This window comes from Agromyces sp. NPDC058126, from assembly GCF_042884595.1.
Classification (GTDB): domain Bacteria; phylum Actinomycetota; class Actinomycetes; order Actinomycetales; family Microbacteriaceae; genus Agromyces.
Genome location: NZ_JBHVTS010000003.1, coordinates 740,296 through 764,068, shown reverse-complemented (window position 1 = coordinate 764,068; position 23,773 = coordinate 740,296). Strand labels below are relative to the sequence as shown.

Below are 23,773 nucleotides of genomic sequence, written 5' to 3'. Positions count from 1 at the left end.
CTCGCTCGCCGTGCGGGGGGGGGTGGGGGGTTGGGGGGGGGGGGTGGGCGTGGGGTGTGGGGTGGTGTGTGGGGCGGGGGGCCCCGCGGCGGCGACCCCCCCGCCCCCGCGACGGGGATCGCCTCAGGGGCGGTTCGGCCGCTCGAGGTGCTCGGGGTCGCGCGACGGCGGAGGCGCCTGCTCGGCCATCGGTGGGAGCGGCCGGCCGGCGAACACCCCGAAGACGAGCTGCGCGGCCACGACGCCGAGGAGGGCCGCGAGCAGCGTCGACCAGCCGACGCCCGCGGTCGAGAACATGCCGAGCGCGAGCGGGCCGAGCGCGGCGACCGCGTAGCCGACGCCCTGCGCGACCGCTGAGAACGAGGCCGTGCGGGCGGCACTCGGCGCCTTCTGCACGATGAGCCCGACGGCGAGGCCGAAGGCCGCGCTCTGCGCGACGCCGAGCACGGCGACGAAGACGACGGCCGACGACGCCGGGGCGAAGGCGAGTCCGGCGAGCCCCACCGCGGAGAGCCCCGAGACGAGCGCGGTCATGGCCGACTGGCTGCGGAAGCGGGCGGCGATCGCGGGCGCGAGGAGCGCGGCGGGGATGCCGGCGACGCTGAGCCAGGCGAGCAGCAGCCCGCCCGTCGCGGCGTCGGCTCCGCGATCGATCACGATCGTCGGGAGCCAGGCGGTGAGCGCGAAGTAGATGAGCGCCTGGCATCCGAAGAAGCCGGTGACCGACCACACCCTCGGCGCGCGCAGGATCGAGCTGTCGCCGGTGGCCGACCTCGGCTCGCCGTCGCCCGTCGCGGCGGCGGCGAGGCGGGGCGCCGCGAGCAGCGCGAGTGCCGCGACGAGGCAGATCGGGAGGGCCCAGACGAAGAGGGCCATGGCGGCGTCGCCGCCGAGCGCGTCGAAGAGCGGCATCGCGAGCGCGGCGCCGAGTGCGGCGCTGACGCCGAACACGGAGGTGTAGACCCCCGACCAGAGCCCCTGACGGCGCCCGAGATGGGTGCGCACGAGCTGCGGGGTGAGGATGCCGAGCAGCGAGATGCTCGCACCGACGACCACCGTTCCGGCGATGAGCGCAGTGGTCCCGAGCGGGCGGACCAGCATGGCGACGCCGAGCGCCGTGAGCAGGAGGGCGGCAGCCCGATCGACGCCGAACCGTCGAGCGAAGACGGGCGCCAGGGGGGCCGCGAGCCCGAACAGCAGCACGGGGATCGCGCTGAGCGTCGCGAGCCCCGCCGCGCTGAAGTCGTACGCGGCGTCGATCTCGGGCAGCAGTGCCGAGACGCTCGTGATCGGCGAGCGCACCGAGAGGCCGATGCCGACCACGAGCACGCCGGCGAGGATCGGGGCGCCGATGCCGACGCCCCGCTCAGTCATGCAGGGACTGCTCGGTCTGGTCGAGCACGCCGAGCGCGGCGGCGGTGGCCGCATCGACGTCACGGGCCGTGATCGCGTGGAGGAGCGCCTCGTGCAGGTCGACGACGCTCGGATCGGCGTTGTTCGAGAGACACGAGTTGTGTGCGACCGACTGTCGGAGCGAGCCGTCGAAGCTCGCGTAGATGCCGACGAGGAGCCGGTTGTGGGAGGCCTCGGCGACGCCGACGTGGAAGGCGACGTCGTGATTCGCGAATGCCTCGACGTCGCTGCGGCTGATCGCCTGGCGGCGCCGGGCGAGCTCGGACTTGAGTGAGGCGAGGTCGGCCTCGGTGCGGTGCAGCGCCGCCTCGCGGGCGGCGAGCACGTCGAGGGCGCGGCGCACGGTGAGGACTTCGCGCGAGTCGGCGCCGCCGAGCGTGCGCCGCAGCGCCACTTCGGTCGCGTCGCTCGCGACGACGTAGGTGCCGTCGCCCTGGCGGGTCTCGAGGAGGCCGAGCTGCACGACCGAGCGCACGGCCTCGCGCACGGAGGGTCGGCTGACGCCGAGGCGTTCGGTGAGTTCGGCCTCGGTCGGGATGCGCGTGCCGATCGGCCAGGCGCCGGAGGCGATCTCGGTGTTCAGGCGGTCGACCACGGTGTCGACGAGTGACTTGCGTCGGATGGGTTCCACGGGTCCATTCTCTTCCAGCTCGAAAGTATGGTTATCATAACATCTGACAAATGCGGCACAGTGCCCGCCACGCTCGAACGAAGGAGTTCGCCCCATGGCCGACGCGATCACGACGATCGATCCCGACCGCGCCGACCCCGCGGTCGATTCGACCCGGGACGGCCTCGTCGTCGCCCCGGCGCTCGTCGACGCGCACATCCACCCCGACAAGTCGAGCTGGGGCGGGCGATGGATGTCACGCCGCCCCGCGGCATCCCTGCCCGAGCTCATCGCCGGCGACCTCGCGACGCAGCTGGCCGAGACGCGCAGCGTCGAGGAGCGCGCGTTCGCCCTGCTCAGCGCGGCCCGCGCGAACGGCACCCTCGGCATGCGTGCGCACGTCGACGTCTCGAGCGAGCTCGGCCTCCGCAACGTCGAGGGCGTGCGCGCCGCGGCCGAGCGGCTCGCCCCCGGGCTCACCGTGCAGATCGTCGCCTTCCCGCAGTTCGGGCTGCTCACCAACCCGGGCACGCTCGACGTCATGGCCGCGGCCCTCGGCTCGGGCGCCGACCTCGTCGGGGGCATCGACCCCCTCGGCCTCGAGGGCGACGTCGACGCGCACCTCGACGCCGTGTTCGGACTGGCGCAGCGCGCCGGCCGCGACCTCGACATCCACCTGCACGACGGCGGCGAGCCCGGGCTCGCCCAGATCCGCGAGATCGCGGCGCGCACCGTCGCGGCCGGCATGCAGGGCCGCGTCACCGTGAGCCACGCCTTCGCGCTCGGGGACGCCTCGGCGCCGACGCTGCGCCACACCCTCGACCGCGTCGCCGAGGCCGGCCTCTGGATCACGACCTGCGCCCTCGGCGACGACCCCGTGCCCGACCTCGCACTGCTCGAGGCGCACGGCGTGCAGCTCGCCGCCGGCTCCGACGGCGTCCGCGACTCGTGGAGCCCGTTCGGCAGCGGCAGCATGGTCGACCGCGCGCACCTGCTCGCGTACCGCACCGGCGCGAGGACCGACGCCGAGCTCGAGCGCTGCTACCGCATCTCGTCCACCGAGGGGGCCCGCCTGATCGGCGCCGCCGACCTCGCCGACTGGTCGGGGGCCACCCACCCCGCCCGGCTCGAGTTCCGGGGCGAGTCGCTCGCCCAGATCGTGGTCGACCGGCCGGCGCCCGAGCGCGTCGTCCGCGACGACGTGACCCTGCACCGGCGCTGAACGCGCCCTCGCACCCGTTCCCACCCCACCGCACCGCCCCACACGAAGCACCACCCCGACACCACGACGAAGGAGTTCCCCGTGTCACGACGCCGCATCCTGACCGCGTCGGCCGCATTGGCCGTCATCGGTCTCACCCTCACCGCCTGCACCGCAGCCCAGAACGACGGCGAGGAGGGCGGGCTCTCGATCGACCTCGCGAATCTCGCGACGACCACCGAGCCGGGCACGCAGCCCGTCGACGAGGTCAAGTGGAACCTGCCCTACGAGCCGATGTCGCTCGACCCGATCTTCGGCTTCAACTACGCCGAGAACACCGTCACCGCGAACCTCTGCGAGAGCCTCGTGCGGCTCACGCCCGAGCTGGCGACCGAGCCGGGCCTCGCCTCGGCGGTCGAGCAGCCCGACGACACCACGATCGTCTACACGATCCGCGATGGCGTCACCTTCTGGAACGGCAACCCGCTCACCGCCGAGGACGTCGCCTACTCGCTGCAGCGCCAGGTCGGCGAGACCGCGACGAGCTACTTCTCGAGCTACTTCCAGAACGTCGACTCCGTCGAGGTCACCGCACCCGACCAGGTCACCGTGAAGCTCACCCAGCCCGACGTCCTGTTCACGCAGGCGATGGGCACCGCCGCCGGCGCGATCGTCGAGAAGGCCGCCGCCGAGGCCGAGGGCGAGGCGTTCGGCACCCCGAGCGGCGGGCTCTCATGCACCGGCCCGTTCTCGCTCGCCGCGTGGAACTCGGGCAAGAGCATCGAGCTCGCCGCGAACGAGGGCCACTGGGGCGAGGTGCCGCTCGCGGCGAAGCTCAGCTTCAGCTTCATCGCCGACGAGTCGACCGCGGTCAATGCGCTGCGCACCGGCGACGTCGACGGCCAGTACTTCTACCTGCCGCCCGCCGGGCTCACCCAGCTCGCGAACAGCGATGAGGTGACGACGAGCTACGGCAAGTCGCTCGTGTTCTGGACGATGGTCACGGCGAACTTCGACGGCGGCCTCGGCGACGAGCGCATCCGCCAGGCGCTCTCGCTCGCGATCGACCGTGCGGCGCTGACGAAGGTCGTCTTCCAGGGCGCCGGCATCCCCGCGACGACGCTGGCCGGCCCCGACTACTGGGGTTACGAGACCGAGGCCTTCGAGGAGGCCTCGAAGGAGTTCTCGGCCGACGCCGACCTCGACGAGGCCAAGCAGCTCGTCGCCGAGGCGGGGGCGCCCGACGCGCCCATCGTGCTCGCGGTGCAGGGCAGCTCGGCCGTCCACGAGCAGACCGCGAACGTGATCCAGGCGGCCGGCCAGGCGATCGGACTCGAGATCGAGACGAAGGTCATCCCGGTCGAGCAGTTCGGCAACCTCTACTTCGACCCCGCCGCGCGCGAGGGCATCGACGGCTTCTTCACGACCAACTACGGCAGCTTCGCCGACGCGCTCGACGTGTACCAGTTCTTCGCGTCGACCGACAGCCACAACTACACCGGCTGGGACAGCGCCGACGAGCAGCTCTTCGCCGCCCGCGCCGAGACCGACCCGGCTGCCCGCGCTGAGCTCGTGATCGACGCGCAGCGCATCATCACCACCGAGCTGCCGTGGATCCCGCTCGCGTACGAGCCCGTCACCCTCGTGCAGAACGACCGCATCTCGGGCGCCACCGCCTCGTTCGCCTACCTCTACGCACCGTGGGCCGCGACGATCGGCGGGGTGGAGTAGTCCCGATGTCCCTCGCTCCATACCTGCTGCGGCGGCTCGGCGGGCTCCTGCTCGTGCTGCTCGTGACGTCGTTCATCGTGTTCGGGCTGCTCTACCTCGCCCCCGGAAGCCCGCTGGCGTTCATCCTCGGGCCCCGGGGCGGCACCCCCGAGCAGATCGCCGCCGTCACCGAGCAGTATCACCTCGACGACCCGTTCCTCCTGCGCTACGTCGCCTGGCTGGGCGACGTCCTGCGCGGCGACCTCGGCTACTCGATCGTGTACCGGCAGGATGTCTCCGCGCTGATCTCGGGTCGCGTGGGCACGACGCTCGCGCTGGTGTCGATGGCGGCGATCATCATCGCCGTCGTCGGCATCGCGGCGGGCACCTACGCGGCGCTCCGCGGCGGGTGGAGCGACCAGCTCACCTCGACGCTCGCGGCCGTCGGCCTCTCGACGCCCTCGTTCGTCGTCGGCGTCGCGCTCATCAGCGTGTTCGCGGTGGGCCTCGGCTGGTTCCCGACCTTCGGGTCGGGAACCGGCGGGGTCGACACTCTGTACCACCTGGCGCTGCCCGCCGTGGCGCTCAGCGTCGCGAGCGCCGCCTACCTCGCCCGGATCACCCGGGCGGCGGTGCTCGAGGAGGGCGGGCGCGAGCACGTGCAGACCGCGACGGCCCGCGGGCTCGCCCCGGGCCACATCGTGCGACACCACGTGCTGCGCAACTCGCTCATCCCGATCGTCACCGTGCTCGGCCTCACGATCGCGACGCTCATCGCGGGCGCCGTCGTCGTCGAGAACGTGTTCGCCCTCGACGGACTCGGCTCGCTGCTCGTACGGGCGATCCTCCAGCGCGACTTCGCGGTCGTGCAGGCCGTGATCCTCGTGCTGGTCGTCGCCTTCGTCGTGGTGAACGCGATCGTCGACGTGCTCTACACCTTCATCGACCCGCGCATCACCCTCGGGAGCCGGCAATGACCACCCCATCCACCATGAGCCTCGCCGTCGCGAGCGTGCGCGAACGACGTGCGACGGGAATCACCCGCCGCACCGCCGACCGACTCGGCGTCGTCGGCTGCATCGCCGCGTCGATCCTGCTCGTCATCGCCCTCGCGGCGATCTTCGCCCCTGTCGTGGCGCCGTACGACCCCGACTACCCCGACCTGCTCGCCTCGCTCAGCGGGCCGTCGCCGGCGCACCTCCTCGGCACCGACGCGCTCGGTCGCGACATCCTCTCGCGGCTCATCTGGGGCTCCAGGATCACGCTCGCCGGGCCCGGTCTCGTGATCCTCATCGCGACCGTGGTCGGCACGCTCCTCGCCCTCCTCGCCGCCTGGCGGGGCGGACGCACCGACACCGTGGTCGCGTGGGTGCTCGACATCCTCTTCGCGGTGCCCGGCATCGTGTTCGCGCTCATCTCGGTCGCGATCTGGGGGCCGAGCCTCGCGACCGTCGTCGGCGGGCTCGCGATCGCGTACGTGCCCTACGTCGCCCGGGTCGTGCGGGGCGCCTCGCTCCGCGAGCGGCGGATGCCGTACGTCTCGGCCGCCTGGCTGCAGGGCCAGTCGGGCACGGGCATCACCTTCACCCAGATCCTGCCGAACGTGCAGCCGATCGTCGTCGCCCAGGCGGTGTCGTCGCTCGGCTTCGCGGTCATCGAGCTCGCCGCGGTGTCGTTCCTCGGGCTCGGCGTGCAGCCGCCCACGGCCGACCTCGGCCTCATGGTCAAGAGCGGCTTCGACTCGGTGCTGCGCGGCCACCCCGGCGAGGCGATCGCCGCGGGAACCCTGATCGTCCTGATCGTCTGGTGCGTCACCGTCATCGGCGACCGGCTCACCTCGAGTGCAAGGAGCATGCGATGACCGACCCCCTGCTGCGGCTCGACGACGTCCGCGCGACCCTCCGCCTGCGCGGCGGCGAGCAGACCCTGCTCGACGGGGTGAGCCTCACGATCGGCGAGGGCGAGTCGCTCGGCCTCGTCGGCGAGTCGGGCTCGGGCAAGTCGCTGACGACCCGCGCGATCACGCGGATGCTCGACCCCGCCTTCCGGGTGACCGGCGAGATCGCGTTCGACGGCGCATCCGTGCTCTCGATGAACCCGGCCGCGCTGCGCCGCTACCGTTCGCGCGACGTGGGCATGATCTTCCAGGATCCGCGGGCGCACGTGAACCCGGTGCACCGGGTCGGCGACTTCCTCACCGAGTCGCTCGTGCGCGATCGCGGAGTCGACCGGCGCGACGCCGAGCGTCGCGCGGTCGTGCTGCTCGACGAGGTGGGCGTGCGCAACCCCGAGCAGCGGCTCAGGCAGTACCCGCACGAGCTCTCGGGCGGCCTGCTGCAGCGAGTCATGATCGCGAGCGTGCTGCTCGCCGAGCCCCGGCTGATCCTCGCCGACGAGCCCACCACGGCGCTCGACGTGACGGCCCAGTCCGACGTCATGGCGATCCTCGAGGAGCAGCGCCGCGCCCGCGGGCTCGCGCTGCTCTTCATCACCCACGACCTCGAACTGGCCGCCGCGTGCTGCGACCGCCTCGCCGTCATGTACGCGGGGCAGATCGTCGAGCAGGGCGAGCACGTCTACGAGGCGCCCACCCATCCGTACACGATCGAACTGCTCGGCGCCCGCCCGAGCATCGACGAGCGCGTCGACCGCCTGCCGGTGCTGCGCTACGACCGAGCGACCCACGAACTGCTGAAGGCGGAGGCATCATGAACCGCACCCACCCCACTGATCCCGTCGCCGCCGGTGACCCGATCGTCGTCGCCCGAGGACTGCGCAAGGTGTTCCCCGGGCCGGTGAAGGACGACCCCGTCATCGCCGTCGACGACGTCTCGTTCGAGCTGTACCCGAACGAGTGCCTCGCGATCGTGGGGGAGTCGGGCTCGGGCAAGACGACGGTGGCCCGCATGCTCGTCGGGCTCGAGACCGTCACCGAGGGCGAACTGTCGGTGCGCGGCGAGTCGCGGGCGAAGGGCGTCAAGCACCTCGCCGACCGGCGACGCTGGGCCCGCGAGGTGCAGTACGTCTTCCAGGACCCGTACTCCTCGCTGAACGGCCGTCAGCGCGTCGGCGAGATCGTCGCGACGAGCGTCGCACTGCACGCGGGCAAGGGCGCGACCCGCGCGGAGGCCCGCGGGCGGGCCCGCGAAATCCTCGACTCCGTCGGACTCGGCGAGCGGTTCGTCGACAAGTTCCCCCACCAGCTCTCGGGCGGGCAGCGCCAGCGCGTCGCGATCGCCCGGGCGCTCGCGGCGGACCCCGCCGTCATCGTGCTCGACGAGGCCGTCGCCGCGCTCGACGTCTCGATCCAGGCGCAGATCCTCAACCTCCTCGCCGACATCCGCGCCGAACGCGAGGTGAGCTACCTGTTCATCTCGCACGACCTCGCCGTGGTCAACCAGATCTCGGACCGCATGATCGTGATGGAGCAGGGCCGCGTCGTCGACGGCGGGCGCACCGCCGAACTCCTCGCCGACCCCGTGCACCCGTACACGCGCTCGCTGCGCGCCGCCGTGCCACGCCCCGGGTGGAAGCCCGTCCGGCGCGAACGTCTCGCCGCGCAGGCCACCGCATGACGACGCTCATCACCGCCGACTACGTGATCGCACACGACGGGCGCGGGCACACCGAGCTGGGAGACGGCGCCGTGCTCGTCGACGGCGACCGCATCTCGTGGGTCGGCCGCGCCGACGCCGCCCCGGACGACGCGGACCTCGACGAACGCATTGCGCTCGGGCGGAGCATCCTCATGCCCGGGCTCATCGACCTCGACGCGCTCGCCGACGTCGATCACCTCGCGCTCGACGCGTGGAGCGACGGCGACGCGCAGCGCCGCCTCGACTGGTCGGCCGAGTACTTCGAGCACCGGCACGAGGTGCTCACGGCGGAGGAGCGCAGCACCATGCGGCGCTTCGCCCTCACGCAGCTCGCGCTGCACGGCATCACCACCTTCATGCCGATCGCCTCAGAGGTGCATTCGGCGTGGGCCGAGACGCACGACGACCTCCTCGACGTCGCCCGGATCGCCGGCGAACTCGGTCTGCGCGCCTTCCTCGGGCCGTCCTACCGCTCGGGCGTGCACGTCACGGCCGAGGGCGGCGCCTCGACGATCGCCTGGGACGACGAGGCGGGGCGGCACGCGTTCGACGAGGCGGTGCGCTTCCTCGACACCGTCGAGGAACTCGGCGATCCGCTCGTCACCGGCATCCTCGCGCCCTGCCGCATCGAAACGGTTCGAGCCGAACTGCTCGAGGCGACGGCGCGAGTCTCGGCCGAGCGCGGCACCCTCGTGCGGGCGCACGCCTTGCAGGACCTCGCCGAGCGCGAGATCCTCGGGGCGGCGTACGGGGCGACCCCGCTCGGCCTGCTCGAACGGGTCGGACTGCTGAACGAACGGCTCGTGCTCGCCCACGGCGTCTACCTCGACCTGCACCCCGAGGTGCACGGCGAGGACCGCGGCGACCTCGCGAAGCTCGCGGCGGCCGGCGTCTCGATCATCCACTGCCCGCTCACGAACCAGCGCTACGCCTTCCTCCTCGAGAAGCTCTCGCAGTACCTCGAGGCCGGCGTCAACGTCGCGCTCGGCACCGACTCGTTCCCGCCCGACCTGATCCGGGGCATCGACGCGGGCGTCCAGCTCGCGAAGGCGCAGCACGCCGACCTCGGGCGCGGCCTCCTCGCCGAGTACCTCGACGCGGCGACGAGCGGGGGAGCGCGGGCGCTGCACCGCCCCGACCTCGGCCGGATCGCGGCCGGGGCGACCGCCGACCTCAGCGCGTTCGCGCTCGACGACGTGCGCACCGGCGCCGTCGACGACCCGCTCCGCACGCTCGTGCTCGCGGGGTCGGCGCGGGACGCCCGCTTCAGCATGGTGGCCGGCCGGGTGGTGCTCCGCGACGGAACGATCCCGGGCGTCGACCTCGATCGCCACCGTGCCGACGGCCAGCGCATCTTCGACCGGCTGAAGGCCGCCTACTCCGAGCGCGACCACCTGGCCGCGACCGGGGAGCCCCTGTTCCCGCCGGTGCTTCCGCCGTTCGCCGAGTCGCGCTGATGATCGATTCGTGTCGATGCTGGACAACTCGGGCGGGCTGCGGTGTCATTGAGTGACAGCGCAGGACGGACCCTGCTCTTCCGGGGCTCTCGAACGCACTGCTGAGTGCGGGTTGGGGGTGCGGTCGGATGGGCGAAGCGAATGCGACTCGGAACAAGCGGAATCGCGACTTCGCCGAGACGCGCACGCTCGGCGGCGTCATCGGCGGATTCGTCGGGCTGATCGTCGCGAGCGCCGCGGCCGCTGCGCTCGTGGCGGTCTCGGTCACCCCGTCGATCGCCATGGTCGGCCTCGCGGCCTCGAGCACGATCAGCATGTTCGACAACCTGCCGGGGTATCTCGCCATCGGCGAGCTCTCGGAGAAGAGCAACATCTACGCGACCGGCGCCGGCGGCAAGCCCGTGCTGCTCGCGTCGTTCTACGACCAGAACCGCGTCGAGGTCGGCTGGGAGGCGATCGACCAGGACGTGAAGGACGCGACCGTCGCGAGCGAGGACCCGCGCTTCTACGACCACGGCGGCATCGACATGCAGGGCACGCTCCGCGCCGCGGCAACTACGGCGAGCGGTCGCGACACGCAGGGCGGGTCGTCGATCGCCCAGCAGTACGTCAAGAACGTGCGCGTGCAGCAGTGCGAGCTGGAGTCCGGTGCTGCGGAGGTCGATGCGGCCAAGGCTGCGGCCGAGGCCGCCGGCACCGAACTGAGCAGTGAGCAGCGGAACCAGGTCATCGCCGAGGTGAAGACGGACTGCTACGACGCGGTCACCGAGACGACGATCGACCGCAAGGTGAAGGAGATGCGGCTCGCGATCGGCGTCGAGAAGCGCTACACGAAGGACGAGATCCTGCTCGGGTATCTCAACATCGCCGGGTTCGGCGGCACCGTGTACGGCATCGAGGCGGCGGCGAACTACTACTTCGGCGCCTCGTCCTCGAACCTCAGCCTCGCCCAGGCGGCCTCGCTCATCGCGATCGTGAACAACCCCGAGAAGTTCAGGATCGACAAGCCCGGCAACGAACGCAACGGTGCGGCCGACGGCTATTCCGAGAATCTGGGGCGCCGCGACTACATCCTCGGCCGGATGCTCTCCCTCGGGAAGATCACGCAGGAACGCTACGACGAGGCGATCGCGACCCCCGTCGAACCGAAGATCACCGAGCCGAGCACCGGTTGCCAGACCGCCGGCGCGAGCGCGTACTTCTGCGACTACGTGAAGAACATCCTCCAGACCGATCCGACGTTCGGCGAGGACGCCGAGACGCGCATGCTGAACTTCCGGCGGGGCGGCTACGACGTCTACACCACGCTCGACCTCGACCTGCAGGCCGCGGCGGTGAAGGCGCTCGCCGAAAACGTGCCGCAGACCTTCCCCGGCTGGGATCTCGGCGGCGTCATCTCGAGCGTGCAGGTGGGCACCGGACGCGTGCTCGCTATGGCGCAGAACAAGGTGTACAGCCAGGACCCCGCGGTGCTCGCCTCGGGCTCCCAATACACGAGCATCAACTACAACACCGACTTCACGCACGGCGGTTCGCGCGGGTTCCAGCCCGGATCGACGTACAAGGTGTTCACGCTGGCGCAGTGGCTCAAAGAGGGGCACGGGCTCAGCGAACGCGTGGACTCGCGGCCGCGATCGAACTGGGGAGTCTTCCACGACAGCTGCCTCGGCGACATCGACGTCTCGGGGGAGGGATGGAACCCGAAGAACGATGCGGGCGAGTCGGGCGGCGCGTACACGGCGCTCCAGTCGACGATCCAGTCGATCAACACCGGCTTCCTCGGCATGGCCAAGGAGCTCGACCTCTGCGGCATCCGCCAGACGGCCGAGGCCTTCGGGATGCACCGGGCCGACGGCGATCCGCTGCTCCAGAACCCGGCGACGGTGATCGGGACGAACGAGATCGCGCCCCTCAGCCTGGCGATCGCATTCGCCGGCATCGCCAACGACGGCGTCACCTGCACGCCGATCGCGATCGCGCGCATCGTCGGACGTGACGGCGCCGACGTCCCGGTGCCGAAATCGACGTGTGCGGCGGCCGTCTCGCCCGATGTGGCCGCGGGCATGCACTACGGGATGAGCCGGGTCATGACCGACGGCACCGCCCGCGAGTCGAACAACAACACCGTGCCGCACGTGCCGCTCATCGGCAAGACGGGCACGACCGACGGGGCGAAGGACACCTGGATGGCGGGCGCGAGCAGCGAGGTCGCGACGGTCGCGGCGGTCGTGAGCGTGAACGGCGACGCCAACCAGCGGGGGATCTCCTTCGAGAGCGGCGAGGCGGCGACGGCGCGGCACCGGATGTGGCCCGCCGTGATGTCGGTCGCGGCGGCGAAGTACGGCGGCCATGCGTTCCGTGAGCTCGGGCCGGGACCGGTGGTGGACCGACCGCCGTCGTTCGATGATGACGACGACCAGTCGGACGAGACGTCGGAGCCCGCAGCGACGGGCACCGGCGGCGGGGAGCCCGCAGAGGTGGGTGGCGGGTCGGACGGCGACGTGGGCGGCCAGGGCGGCGGTGGCGGCAGCACGAACGACGACCGCACCGGTGGCGGCGGAGGCGGCCGCGGTGGCGGAGACGGCGGCGGGCATGGCGACCGCGGTGGGGGCGGCGGACGCGGCGGGTGATCCGAATGCGCCGTCGGCTACGGAATTCCGACGACGATGGGGCGGTCGAGCATCGCTCGACCGCCCCATCGGGAACCGATGCCTACGCCGCGGCGGCCTCGGCGTTCGCCTCCGTCTTGCGGAAGCGCACCCGGTGCACGATCCAGGCCGCGATCGCCGCGGCGCCGAGGCCCAGCAGCACGAGCAGCCACGGGGCGATCGATCCGGGGGCGACCTTCGCGGTGCCGTCGGCGAGCTCCGCGGTTCCGTCGGCGAGCTTGCCGTTGCCGGCGCTGAGCTCGCTCGCACCGGCCGCCAGCTTGTCGGCACCGGAGGCCAGCTCAGTGCTGCCCGCCGAGAGCTCCTCGGTGCCGCCGGCGAGGTCGCCGGCGCCGTTCGCGAGGGTCGCAGCGCCCGCGGCGAGGTTGCCGGCGCCCGCGCTCAGCGTGCTGGCGCCTGCCGAGAGCTCGCCTGCACCGTTCGCGAGCGTCTGCGCGCCTTCGGTGAGGCGTGCGGTGCCCGCGGCGAGCTCGCCCGACTTCGTGACGAGCCGGTTCGTGCCGGCGAGCAGGCCGTCGGCGCCCGCGGCGAGCAGACCCGAGCTTGCGAGGAGCCGGTCGGTGCCGTTCAGGAGCTTCACGTTGCCGGCGGCGAGTTCGCCCGACTTCACGAAGAGTGTGCCGGTGCCCGCGGCGAGCGACTTCGCACCGGTGGCGAGGTTGCCGGTGCCTGCGGCGAGTTCGCCGGACTTGGCGGCGATGAAGCCGGTGCCTGCGGCGAGTTCGCCGGACTTGGCGGCGAGAGTACCGGCTCCCGCGGCGAGCTGGCCCGAGCCCGCGGCGAGCTGGGCGGCCCCTCCGGCGACCGTGGTCGATCCATCGGCGACGCCGGCGCCGCCGGCCACCAGCGGAGCGAACGCCTTCGCGAACGTGTCCACTCCGTCGTGCAGGGTGTCGGCGCCGCCCTCGGCGCTCGCGATGCCCGCGCTCAGTGCGGCCGACCCGGAAGCGATCGATCCCGTCCCGGTCTCGAGCTGAGCGGCGCCGTCACGAGCTGCGACCGATCCGTCGCGAAGCTGTGCCACCGCCCCGAGCAGGCTCGCGTCGGCACCGGACGCGGCGAGCTGGTCGTAGAGGTTCGAGAGCCCCGCGGCGAGCTGCTCGTTCGCCGTCGCCACCGACTGCGCGCCCGAGTGCACGGAGGCCGCCCCCGCGGCGAGCTTCTCGCCGTTCGTGTTCAGTGCGGCGACGCCGTCGCGCAGCTTCTCGGTGCCGGCGGCGAGCGCCCCGACACCGTCCTTGGCCTTGCCGAGACCGGCTGAGAGCTGCGCCGCGCCCTTGGCGAGGACTGCGGCGCCGTTCGCGACGGTCGTGCTGCCCGCCGAGAGGGTGGTCGTCTTCTCGGCGAGGGTGCCCGCGCCCGCGCTGAGCTCGGCTGCGCCGCTGGCGGCTTGGCCGGCGCCCGCTGCGAGGGCGGTGGCTCCGGTGTTGACGGCTCCGGCACCCGCACTCACGTCCTTGGCGCCGCGCGCGGCGTCGCCGGCACCCGCGCTCAAGCGCTTCGCGCCGTCGGCCGCAGTGGCGGCCCCGCTGTTGAGCTCTCCGGCTCCGGCGGCGAGCCGATCGGTGCCGTCCTCCAGTCGCACCGCGCCGGCGTCGAGCTCGCCCGCGCCGGTCACGAGACGTCCGGCGCCGGCGTCGAGTTCGGCGGCGCCGCCGGCCGTGCGCGCGGCGCCGTCGGAGACCTTGAGCGCACCGGCGGCGCTCTTCTCGGCGCCGGCCTTGAGGCGTTCGGCCCCCGCGGAGGCCGAGGTCGCGCCCGCAGAGAGCTTCTCGGCACCTGCTGCGGCCTTCGCGGCACCGTCTTCGAGGTCGCCGGCGCCGCCCGCGAGGGTCTCGGTGCCGTCGGCGAGGGTCACCGAACCGTCGCCGGCCTGGCCGGCGCCCGAAGCGAGCCGGGTCGCCCCGTCGTGCAGCTTGCCCGTCGTGAGCAGGAAGAACGCCGCGAGGGCGATGAGCGCGATCGCGAGGATCACGGCCGTGACCTTCATGCCGTTGCCGTGGCGATGCGCGGTCGGGTCGATTCTCGTCATTGAGACTCCTGAGGTCGCCCGGGCGCGACGGCACGTCGTACGACGCGCGGGGGCGCCCGGAAGTGGAGGGTGCAGGACGATGACGGTGCGGGTCATCGGTTTGCGGGCGCTGTCTTGGTCGGGTCGCGCCCGCGGACTCAGGGGAGCCGACGCCGCGCCGGTGCGGTGCCGCCGTGGCGCCGCGATGGCGCGGTGCGCCTGAGGTGCCCTGAACGTAGCAGCGCGCGAGGATCCCTCAACGGATGCTGTGAAATCTCTGTGCCGATCGACAACGGTTCGCCGGTCGGAGTCGAGGGCGTTTGTCGACGCCCTACAGTGCGTCGGGCGCCTCGGCGCTCGGGGTTCAGAAGTCGAGGGTGTCGCCGGGTTCGAGGGCGAGGTACTCGCCGCCGTGCTGTTCGGCCGCCCAGGCCAGGCGCAGGTTCGAGAGCGACTTGCCCGCGGTCGAGAGCAGCATCTCGTGCGTCGGGAATGCGCGCCGGGGCGCGACGGCCTCGACGAAGTCCATCGCCTCGCTGATCTTCATCCACGGGGCGCCCGCCGGTGCGGCGAGCACGTCGACGGCGACGCCCTCGGGCACCGTGAACGAGTCGCCTGCATAGTAGAAGCCGTCGTTGACGAGCACCCCGAGGTTGTCGATCACCGGGATGGACCGGTGGATGACGGCGTGCCGGCCGCCGAAGAACCGCAGGCGGAACGGCCCGACCTCCACCTCGTCTCCGGCGGCGACGACCTCGACGGGCAGGCCGGTGGCCGCGGCGGCGACCCCGGCGGGGCCGAAGAGGCGCACCTCGGGGTTCTGCTCGACGATGCGCTCGAGCTGATCGGGCGTCCAGTGGTCGTCGTGCTCGTGGGTGATGACGACGGCGACGGTGCCGGCCGATTCGGTGATCGGGGTCGTGAACTTGCCGGGGTCGACGTAGAGCTTGTCACCCGAGTGCTCGATGACGACCGCGGCGTGTTCGAGTTTGGTGAGGCGCATGCTTCGAGCCAACACTGCGCCGATCCGGCGCGCAACCCGCATCGCCACCCGAATCGCTGCCAGAATCGCCCCATGGATCGAGCTCCCGAGCGGCTGCTCGTCGCCGTGAACCCCGCGGCGTCGTTCGGTCGCAACCGTGCCGTGGGTCCGGCGGTCGCCGAGTCGCTCGCGCGTGAGGGCTACGAGGTGGCGATGCTCAGGGAGCCCAACTTCGAGCTGCTGCGCCGCGAGGCCGAGCGGGCGTTCGCCCGCGGGACCGACGGCGTCGTCGTGGTCGGCGGCGACGGCATGGCGTCGCTCGGCGTGAACCTGGTCTCCGGCACGGCGGTGCCGCTCGGCATCGTCGCGGCCGGCACGGGCAACGACTTCGCGCGCGGCCTCGGCCTGCCGATCGACGACCCGGCCGCCGGGGCCGAGCGCCTCCTCGCGCAGCTGCGGGCGCCGGCCCGCACCATCGATGCGGGCATCGTGCGGCAGGGGAGCGTCGACACCTGGTTCGCTGGGGTCGTGTCGGCGGGGTTCGATGCGGTCGTGAACGAACGGGCGAACCGGATGACCCGGCCTCGCGGCCCCAGCCGGTACACGCTCGCGATCGTCCGCGAGCTCGCGACGTTCCGGCCGCGCAACTACGTGCTCACGATCGACGGGGTGCGCCGCGAGCAGCGGGCGATGCTCGTCTCGGTCGCGAACAACTCCTCGCTCGGCGGCGGGATGCGCATCGTGCCGCACGCCGACCTCACCGACGGGCTGCTCGACGTGTTCATCGTCCATCCGCTCTCGCGGGCGGCGTTCGTGGGCGTGTTCCCGAAGGTCTTCGCGGGCGAGCACGTCGATCATCCGGCCGTCGAGTTCCTCACCGCGCGCGAGGTGACCATCGAGGCCGACGACGTCGTGGCCTACGCCGACGGCGAGCGCATCGGTGCTCCGCCGGTCTCGATCAGAGTCGTCCCGGGGGCGCTCCGGGTGTTCGCCTGAGCCGCCGGAATCGGGGCCGTCGCTCGATTTGGAATGTGCCGGAACCGTGTGTCATACTTTTCGAGTTGTCAAAACAGAGCGAGAGTTCTGAAACACGGCCCCATCGTTTAGCGGCCTAGGACACCGCCCTCTCACGGCGGCAGCGCGGGTTCAAATCCCGCTGGGGTCACCACTGTGTATCACGACGACAGACGTATGCCCTCGCTTCGGCGGGGGCATTTCGTCGCAGAACGAGCAGTTCTGCACAGCACGGCCCCATCGTTTAGCGGCCTAGGACACCGCCCTCTCACGGCGGCAGCGCGGGTTCAAATCCCGCTGGGGTCACGACCGTGCTTCACAGCAGACGAATGCCCCCGCCCAGGCGGGGGCATTCGTCGTCTCCGGCGGGATGCCTCGTGCGGGACTCGCGCGAGGCATCCCGCCGTGGACGGCGATGTCGCGGGCGCCGCGCGAGGCGGCACCCGCGATTCGACTCAGCGCGCCGCGACCGCCGCGGGGGAGCGCTCCTCGTCCTCGGTGAGCCCGGTCGCGGCCGCCTGCCCCGGCGTGTCCGGGTAGGGCACGGCGACGCCGTCGTGCACCTCATGCGGGGTGACCTTGTGGTACGACATGCGGTCGATCCAGGCGAGGGCCAGCGCCGACAGGATGAACACGCAGTGGATGATGACCTGCCACATCACGCCGGTCGACGTGTACTTCTCGGTTCCGTCGCCGGTCGCGCCGCTCTCGGGCATGCCGCCGACCTCGATGAAGGTCTTCAGCAGGTGGATCGAGGAGATGCCGACGATCGCCATCGCGAGCTTCACCTTGAGCACGTTGGCGTTCACGTGCGAGAGCCACTCGGGCTGATCGGGGTGCCCGTCGACGTTGATCCGCGAGACGAACGTCTCGTACCCGCCGATGATGACCATGATGAGCAGGTTCGCGATCATGACGACGTCGATGAGGCCGAGCACGAGGAGCATGATCTCGGCTTCGCCGAGTGCGTGCTCCTGATTGAAGAAGACCCCGTCGATGAGGTGCCAGAGCTCCTTGAGGAACACCCACACGTAGACCATCTGGGCGACGATGAGCCCGAGGTAGAGGGGGGCCTGCAGCCAGCGGCTCGCGAAGATCGAGTAGCCGATGAGCGCGGAGCTCTTCGTCGGTCGGTAGGGGTGGGGCGGCGGCGTCTTCGTGGCGCTCAAATTCTCTCCTCGGATCGGGGGTACGAGTCTACGTGGCGACGATTTCGACTAGACTCGCCGGAGCGAAGGGGAGTATCCCGCGAGGCCGTGCCTCGGCCCACGATCGTCAATACGAGCGCCATCGCAGCCGCTCCGGTCGTGGAAGCTGTGCGAACAGCCTGGGAGAGACTTTCGGATTCCGTCGTCCCCGAACTCCGAAAGGTTCAACGTGCTCGAACTCCCCGTCTGGTTCGAAGTCGGTTCGCTCATCGTCCTGACGCTCATCCTCATCGGCGACCTGCTGCTCGTGCTCAAGCGCCCGCACGTGCCATCGATGAAGGAGTCGACGCTCTGGGTCGCCTTCTACGTGGCGCTGGCGCTCGTCTTCGCCGGCATGATGTTCTGGCTCGGCGACGCCGAGCACGGCGGGCAGTTCCTCGCGGGCTGGCTGACCGAGTACAGCCTCTCGATCGACAACCTCTTCGTCTTCGTCATCATCATGGCGAGGTTCTCCGTGCCGCGGAAGCTGCAGCAGGAGGTGCTGATGGTGGGCATCATCATCGCGCTCGTGCTGCGCGGCATCTTCATCCTGCTCGGCGCCTCGCTCATCGAGAACTTCAGCTGGATCTTCTACATCTTCGGGGCGTGGCTCGTGTGGACCGCGATCCAGCAGGTGCGCGGCGACCACGAGGACGAGGACAGCGAGACCTTCGTCGTGCGCCTGCTCCGCAAGCGCGTGCGCATCACCGACGAGTACGACGGCGTGAAGCTCCGCACCACGATCGACGGCAAGCGCTTCTTCACCCCGATGCTCATCGTGTTCGTGGCGATCGGCACTACCGACCTGCTGTTCGCACTCGACTCGATCCCCGCGATCTTCGGCATCACCCAGTCGGCGTTCATCGTGTTCACCGCGAACGTGTTCGCACTGATGGGCCTGCGCCAGCTCTACTTCCTCCTCGGCGGCCTCCTCGAGCGCCTCGAGTACCTGAAGTACGGCATCGCCTTCATCCTCGCCTTCATCGGCGTGAAGCTCGTGCTGCACGCGATGCACGTGAACGAGCTCCCGTTCATCAACGGCGGCGAGCCCATCGAGTGGGCTCCCGAGATCTCGACGTGGATGTCCCTCGGCATCATCCTCGCCGCGATGGCGGTCGCGACCGTGGCGAGCCTCGTCAAGGCCGGCGTCGACGCCCGGCGCCGCGGGCACAAGCTCATGGACGAGGTGCCCCACTTCACGGAGGACTCCGAGCGCACGGGAGGCTGAGGCCGGCCGCGTTCTCCACAGGTGACGGCGCTCGGGCGCCGGAGTTGCTACCGTGGACGGGCGGCGCCCGGCGGCGTCGCTCGGGCTGCCGTCCCGACCACACCCCGCCCTACCGAGGAGTCCCGTGCCAGGTGATGTCGAGGGCGTGGTCGCCCTGACCCGCGGTTCGGCGCTCATCGCGCACTCCGCCCGCACCGACGTCGGCCGCGTGCGCAGCGTGAACGAAGACGCCGTGTTCGCCGAGTCGCCCGTCTACCTGGTGGCCGACGGCATGGGCGGGCACGCCAGGGGCGACGCCGCGAGCCAGGCCGTCGTCGAGACGTTCCGGCGCCACGTCGAGCCGGGCACGCCGCCCTCGCCCGAACAGGTGCTCGACGCGATCCACAGCTCGAACGAGGCCGTGCGCGCGCTGAGCGAGCACGGCGAGGAGGGCACGGCCGTCGCCGGCACCACGCTCGCGGGGGTCGCGCTCGTCGATGCCGGCGATGCCGGGGGCTACCACTGGATGGTGTTCAACATCGGCGACTCCCGCATCTACTCGTGGAACGGTCGCACCCTCGAACAGCTGAGCGTCGATCACTCGGCCGTGCAGGAGCTGGTCGATGCGGGGCTGATCAGTGCCGAGGACGCCGAGCGCCACCCCGAACGCAACGTCATCACCAGGGCGCTCGGTGCCGACGAGGTCGTCGACCCCGATGTCTGGCTCATACCGGCCACAGGCCGCCAGGTGTTCCTCGTCTGCTCGGACGGGCTCACGAAGGAGCTTGACGACGAGCGGATCGCCGTGATCCTCGCCGGCGACGCGGCGCACCCCGCAGGCATGGCGGGCGAGCTCGTCGAGGAGGCGCTCGCGCACGGCGGACGCGACAACGTGAGCGTGGTGGTCGTCGAGTCGAAGATCGGCGGCGACGACGACGATCCCGACGCGACGCGCGACCGCGGCGACGAGGGGATCGAGGTCACGAGACCGAGAGACGATGGGGGACGCGATGGCTGAGTATCGCGCAGCGGCGAACGGCGCCGTCGCGGCCGTGCGACCGGGAGCCCTGCTCCTGGTCTCCGGCGAATCGGCGGCGGCCGTGGCCGCGGAGCTGTGGGCGGTGCTCTCGCCAGAGGCGACGACCGCGGTGCTCGAGCGGCTCACGGCCGACGGACTCGGACGCACCCCCGACTTCGCCCTCCTGACCTGGCAGCCGGCCGGCGAGCGCCTCGGCGGCGTCCGTATCATCGTGCGCGGTGCGTTCGAGGTGGTCGCGGGCGACGTCGTCGTCTCGGGCACGGCGGTCTCGACGTGGGCCGAGCGGGTCGTCGACGACGCCGAGCGCGTCGAGATCACGCATGCGGATGTCCCAGGGGGCGCCTCGTGGCTGCCGTTCGTCGACGGCGTGGTCGCTGCGGCGGCCGTCGCGGTGCCGGGCGCGTCGGCGGCGGGCGGCGCCGAAGGGGCTCCGTCGGCCCGAGCGGCTCGCATCGCCGAACCCGCACCTCCCGCGCCTCCCGCGCCCCCGGCGACTCCGCAGGCGAGCGTCGTCGACGCCGAACCGCCCAGCGCCCCCGAGCACACGATCGCGCCGATCGAGGAGACCATCGTCGGCGTGACCGACTTCATCCGCCCGCCCGAGGCGACCGGGGTTCCGCCGATCGCGCCGCCGACGGCACCGAGCGCCCTGGGAGGCCCTGGCGTCGGCGCCGATCTCGACGCGACCGTCGCGAGGCCGGTCGGCGAGGGCGCGGCAGTCGGCTTCGCCGCTGGCGACCACGACGGCATGACCGTCGCGAGCGCCGACATCCGGCGCCTGCGGGCCGAGCGCGAGGCAGCCCGCCCCGCGCCGGCGGCCGCCGACCCCGCGCCGGCGGCATCGCCGGGGGTCCGGGTCCGCATGCCCGACGGCAGCTTCGAGCCCCTCGGCCACGAGACCGTGCTCGGCCGCTCGCCGAGCGTCAGCAAGGTCTCGGGCGGGCGCCTGCCGAGACTCGTCACGATCGGCCACGGCGATCCCGACATCTCGCGCAGTCACGTGCGACTCGCGCTCGAGGGCGGCACGGTCGTCGTCACCGACCTGCACTCGCGCAACGGCACGCTCGTGGTGGCCCCCGGTCGCGCGCCCGTGAAGCTCCGCGCCGGAGAGCCGACCCCCGTGCTGATCGGCACGGTCGTCGACCTCGGCGGCGGCTGGACGATCCAGGTGGTCGGCGACTGATGCGGCGCGCCACTTCGACACCGCCCGAGCTGCCGGGCTACACCTCGCTCGGCCTGCTCGGCTCGGGCGGCTTCGCCGACGTCTTCCTCTACGAGCAGCGCCTGCCACGCCGCAAGGTCGCCGTGAAGGTGCTGCTCACCGAGGAGCTCGGCCGCGACACCCGTGCCCAGTTCGTCGCCGAGGCGAACCTCATGGCGCAGCTCTCGGCGCATCCGTTCATCGTCACGATCTTCCACGCCGACGTCTCGGCCGACGGCCGCCCGTACTTCGTCATGGAGTACTGCTCCGGCCCCAGCCTCGCCGAGCGTTACAAGCGCGAGCCGTTCTCCGTCGAGGACGCGCTGCGAACGGGCGTGCGGCTGGCCGGGGCGATCGCCACCGCGCACGCCGCCGGCATCCTGCACCGCGACATCAAGCCCGCGAACGTGCTCACGAACGACTACGGATGGCCCGCGCTCACCGACTTCGGCATTTCGTCGAACCTCGAGGGCGAACTGCCGGTGCACACGGTCACGGCGTCCGAACTGAGCGCGACCGGCTCGGCGTCGGGCACGGGGCAGTCGGCCGTCGGCCTCAGCGTGCCGTGGTCGCCGCCCGAGATGTTCGACGACGACCCGAAGCCCGACCCGCGCAGCGACGTCTTCTCGCTCGCCGCGACGGTGCACACCCTGCTCGCCGGACGTACCCCGTTCGAGATCCCCGGGCGCTCCAACGGCTCCCTCGACCTCATGGGCCGGATCGAGCGCGGTGCCATCACCCCGATCGGCCGGGACGATGTGCCCGCGAGCCTCGCCGCCGTGCTGGCCAAGGGTATGGCGACCCGTCGTGACGACCGCTATCCGAGCGCGGTCGAGTTCGCACGCGCTCTCCAGCGGGTCGAGCTCGAGCTCGGCTACGCCGCCACGAACATCGAGGTGCCGAACCTCGCCGCCGAGCGCGAGGTGGAGCCTGACGAGGACGGCGTCGACGCGACGCGCGCACGGTCGGTCCAGACGGTCCGGGCGCAAGCACCGGTTGCCGCGCCCGCACCGGCACGCGTGTCGCCGCCGCCCGTCGACGAGGACCGCACCCAGGTCCGCTCGCCGCAGCAGATCGCCGCACAGCCGGTCGCTCCGGCCCAGCCGGCGCCCCGGCAGGTCGACGACTCGACGGTGCTGCGACCCCGCGGGTCGTCCGCGGCGGCCTCGGCCCCCGCGCCCGATCAGACCGTCGTGCGCCCGTCGGCGCCGAACGGGCCGGTGTCGTACGAGCCCGCCGCGGCGCCGACCGAGACGCGAGCCCCGCGCCGCTCCCGCGTCGGTGTCATCGTCGCGGGCGTCGCAGCCGCCGTCGTCGCGGCGGTCGTCGCGATCGCGATCGCGCTCTCGGGGGCGCCGACCCCCGAGCCGACCGCGGAACCGAATCCGGGTGGCACCGGCGAGGACGCGCTGCTCGGCGAGCAGGTGCCGGCGCCGACCGTCGAGCTCGCGGGCGTCGACGGGGCATCCGTGACCTTCGCGCTGGCGCACGACGACGCCGAGGAGGGGGACCGCTACCGCTGGGAGCGGGCCGACGGCTCGGGCGGAATCCAGGTCTCGGAGGGGCCGACCGTCACCGTCGACAACGGTGCCGGCGGCATCGTGTGCATCGACGTCCAGGTCCAGCGCGGGAGCAAGACGTCCGAGCCAGTGCGGGGGTGCTCGGAATGAGGCCGCTGCGGGTCGAGTACTGCGGCGAGTGGTACACCGTCGAGGAGGGGGCGCCGTTCACGATCGGGCGCGATTCCGACCTCACGATCGACGAGAACCCGTACCTGCATCGCACCTTCCTCACCCTGTCGTCGGAGTACGGCCTCTGGTGGCTGTCGAACGTGGGGCAACTGCTGTCGGCGACCGTCTCCGACGCCACGGGCAGCGTCCAGGCCTGGGTCGCTCCCGGGGCGAAGCTGCCGCTCGTCTTCCAGACCGTGCACGTCATGTTCAGCGCGGGTGCGACGACGTACGACTTCACCGTGCACGCGGAGGAGGACTTCTACAACACCTCCCTCACGGCGACGCCCGCCGACGGCGGCACCACGGTGATGCCGGTCACGCTGACGACGAGCCAGCGGCTGCTCGTGGTCGCGCTCGCCGAGAACGTGCTCGCCCAGCCGGCCGCCGGCCGCGCCGCGGTCCCCAGCTCCGTCGAGGCGGCCGCGCGACTCGGCTGGAGCATGACGACCTTCAACCGCAAACTCGACAACGTCTGCGAGAAGCTCGATCGCATCGGCGTCGACGGCCTTCGCGGTGGGCGCGGCAAGCTCGCGACGAATCGGCGAGCGCGGCTCGTCGAGTACGCGGTCGCGACCCGCCTCGTGAGCGCCGACGACCTTCCGATGCTCGACCGGACCGACGAGGGCGACGAGTCCAAGGCCTGAGACCGCGCCCGCGGTTCGCCCCGACGACCGCGTGCGTCATGGGGACGACTCCCCATGTGAGGGCGTCGCACGGCCGTGTTACCGTGTACCCCGTTGTGG

At 71.9% G+C, this 23,773-nt stretch carries 19 protein-coding genes and 2 tRNA genes; 16 read left to right on the top strand and 5 right to left on the bottom strand.

Going from position 1 to position 23,773, the window contains the following annotated elements; genetic code table 11:
* Positions 1-123: 123 nt before the first annotated feature.
* Together ACFVTR_RS12595 and ACFVTR_RS12590 are read right to left on the bottom strand one after the other, a co-directional pair.
* Complete coding sequence (locus ACFVTR_RS12595; protein ID WP_387037721.1) at positions 124-1,374, bottom strand: MFS transporter; 1,251 nt, start codon at positions 1,372-1,374, stop codon at positions 124-126.
* Entirely contained in the window at positions 1,367-2,044 is a 678-nt protein-coding gene (locus tag ACFVTR_RS12590) for a FadR/GntR family transcriptional regulator (RefSeq protein ID WP_387037719.1), read from the bottom strand. Before ACFVTR_RS12590 ends, ACFVTR_RS12595 begins: the two co-directional genes overlap by 8 nt.
* Positions 2,045-2,138: 94 nt before the next feature.
* On the opposite strand from ACFVTR_RS12590, the gene ACFVTR_RS12585 reads away from it, so the two are divergent.
* The 8 genes from ACFVTR_RS12585 to ACFVTR_RS12550 all read left to right on the top strand — a co-directional run bounded on the left by ACFVTR_RS12585 (position 2,139) and on the right by ACFVTR_RS12550 (position 12,617).
* Entirely contained in the window at positions 2,139-3,245 is a 1,107-nt protein-coding gene (locus tag ACFVTR_RS12585) for an amidohydrolase family protein (protein WP_387037717.1), read from the top strand.
* 81 nt (positions 3,246-3,326) lie between these two features.
* Positions 3,327-4,955, top strand: coding sequence for an ABC transporter substrate-binding protein (locus ACFVTR_RS12580; RefSeq protein WP_387037715.1), 1,629 nt, complete (start codon positions 3,327-3,329; stop codon positions 4,953-4,955).
* Positions 4,956-4,960: 5 nt separating this feature from the next.
* A complete protein-coding gene (locus tag ACFVTR_RS12575) occupies positions 4,961-5,911 on the top strand; it encodes an ABC transporter permease (protein WP_387037713.1) in 951 nt (316 codons plus the stop codon).
* Positions 5,908-6,795, top strand: coding sequence for an ABC transporter permease (locus tag ACFVTR_RS12570; protein ID WP_387037711.1), 888 nt, complete (start codon positions 5,908-5,910; stop codon positions 6,793-6,795). The genes ACFVTR_RS12575 and ACFVTR_RS12570 overlap by 4 nt, the downstream gene beginning before the upstream one ends.
* Complete coding sequence (locus ACFVTR_RS12565) at positions 6,792-7,646, top strand: ABC transporter ATP-binding protein (protein WP_376945817.1); 855 nt, start codon at positions 6,792-6,794, stop codon at positions 7,644-7,646. Before ACFVTR_RS12570 ends, ACFVTR_RS12565 begins: the two co-directional genes overlap by 4 nt.
* Entirely contained in the window at positions 7,643-8,509 is an 867-nt protein-coding gene (locus tag ACFVTR_RS12560; RefSeq protein WP_387037710.1) for an ABC transporter ATP-binding protein, read from the top strand. Before ACFVTR_RS12565 ends, ACFVTR_RS12560 begins: the two co-directional genes overlap by 4 nt.
* Complete coding sequence (locus ACFVTR_RS12555; protein ID WP_387037708.1) at positions 8,506-9,987, top strand: chlorohydrolase family protein; 1,482 nt, start codon at positions 8,506-8,508, stop codon at positions 9,985-9,987. The genes ACFVTR_RS12560 and ACFVTR_RS12555 overlap by 4 nt, the downstream gene beginning before the upstream one ends.
* Positions 9,988-10,115: 128 nt before the next feature.
* Complete coding sequence (locus tag ACFVTR_RS12550; RefSeq protein WP_387037706.1) at positions 10,116-12,617, top strand: transglycosylase domain-containing protein; 2,502 nt, start codon at positions 10,116-10,118, stop codon at positions 12,615-12,617.
* An 82-nt stretch (positions 12,618-12,699) separates the two neighbouring features.
* On the opposite strand, the gene ACFVTR_RS12545 is transcribed toward ACFVTR_RS12550, so the two are convergent.
* Together ACFVTR_RS12545 and ACFVTR_RS12540 are read right to left on the bottom strand one after the other, a co-directional pair.
* Entirely contained in the window at positions 12,700-14,688 is a 1,989-nt protein-coding gene (locus ACFVTR_RS12545) for a hypothetical protein (RefSeq protein WP_387037704.1), read from the bottom strand.
* 343 nt (positions 14,689-15,031) lie between these two features.
* Entirely contained in the window at positions 15,032-15,670 is a 639-nt protein-coding gene (locus tag ACFVTR_RS12540; RefSeq protein ID WP_387037702.1) for an MBL fold metallo-hydrolase, read from the bottom strand.
* Between the two features lie 72 nt (positions 15,671-15,742).
* On the opposite strand from ACFVTR_RS12540, the gene ACFVTR_RS12535 reads away from it, so the two are divergent.
* The 3 genes from ACFVTR_RS12535 to ACFVTR_RS12525 all read left to right on the top strand — a co-directional run bounded on the left by ACFVTR_RS12535 (position 15,743) and on the right by ACFVTR_RS12525 (position 16,969).
* Entirely contained in the window at positions 15,743-16,645 is a 903-nt protein-coding gene (locus tag ACFVTR_RS12535; protein ID WP_387037700.1) for a diacylglycerol/lipid kinase family protein, read from the top strand.
* 96 nt (positions 16,646-16,741) lie between these two features.
* Positions 16,742-16,817: transfer RNA gene (locus ACFVTR_RS12530), tRNA-Glu, on the top strand.
* A 79-nt stretch (positions 16,818-16,896) separates the two neighbouring features.
* Positions 16,897-16,969 (top strand) — tRNA-Glu (locus ACFVTR_RS12525).
* A 149-nt stretch (positions 16,970-17,118) separates the two neighbouring features.
* On the opposite strand, the gene ACFVTR_RS12520 is transcribed toward ACFVTR_RS12525, so the two are convergent.
* Positions 17,119-17,832, bottom strand: coding sequence for a TIGR00645 family protein (locus ACFVTR_RS12520; RefSeq protein ID WP_387037699.1), 714 nt, complete (start codon positions 17,830-17,832; stop codon positions 17,119-17,121).
* A gap of 208 nt (positions 17,833-18,040) precedes the next feature.
* Between ACFVTR_RS12520 and ACFVTR_RS12515 the strand changes: the two genes are divergently transcribed.
* From ACFVTR_RS12515 to ACFVTR_RS12495, 5 genes are all read left to right on the top strand, one after another.
* Positions 18,041-19,078 carry a TerC family protein gene (locus tag ACFVTR_RS12515; protein WP_387037697.1) on the top strand — a complete coding sequence of 346 codons (1,038 nt, stop codon included), beginning with the start codon at positions 18,041-18,043 and terminating at the stop codon, positions 19,076-19,078.
* Positions 19,079-19,202: 124 nt separating this feature from the next.
* The gene (locus tag ACFVTR_RS12510) at positions 19,203-20,075 is read left to right on the top strand and encodes a PP2C family protein-serine/threonine phosphatase (RefSeq protein ID WP_387037695.1); all 873 of its coding nucleotides are present in this window, start codon (positions 19,203-19,205) and stop codon (positions 20,073-20,075) included.
* Positions 20,068-21,279 carry an FHA domain-containing protein gene (locus ACFVTR_RS12505; RefSeq protein WP_387037693.1) on the top strand — a complete coding sequence of 404 codons (1,212 nt, stop codon included), beginning with the start codon at positions 20,068-20,070 and terminating at the stop codon, positions 21,277-21,279. Before ACFVTR_RS12510 ends, ACFVTR_RS12505 begins: the two co-directional genes overlap by 8 nt.
* Complete coding sequence (locus ACFVTR_RS12500; RefSeq protein ID WP_387037691.1) at positions 21,279-22,967, top strand: serine/threonine-protein kinase; 1,689 nt, start codon at positions 21,279-21,281, stop codon at positions 22,965-22,967. Before ACFVTR_RS12505 ends, ACFVTR_RS12500 begins: the two co-directional genes overlap by 1 nt.
* The gene (locus ACFVTR_RS12495; protein ID WP_387037688.1) at positions 22,964-23,674 is read left to right on the top strand and encodes a hypothetical protein; all 711 of its coding nucleotides are present in this window, start codon (positions 22,964-22,966) and stop codon (positions 23,672-23,674) included. Before ACFVTR_RS12500 ends, ACFVTR_RS12495 begins: the two co-directional genes overlap by 4 nt.
* Positions 23,675-23,773: the final 99 nt, after the last annotated feature.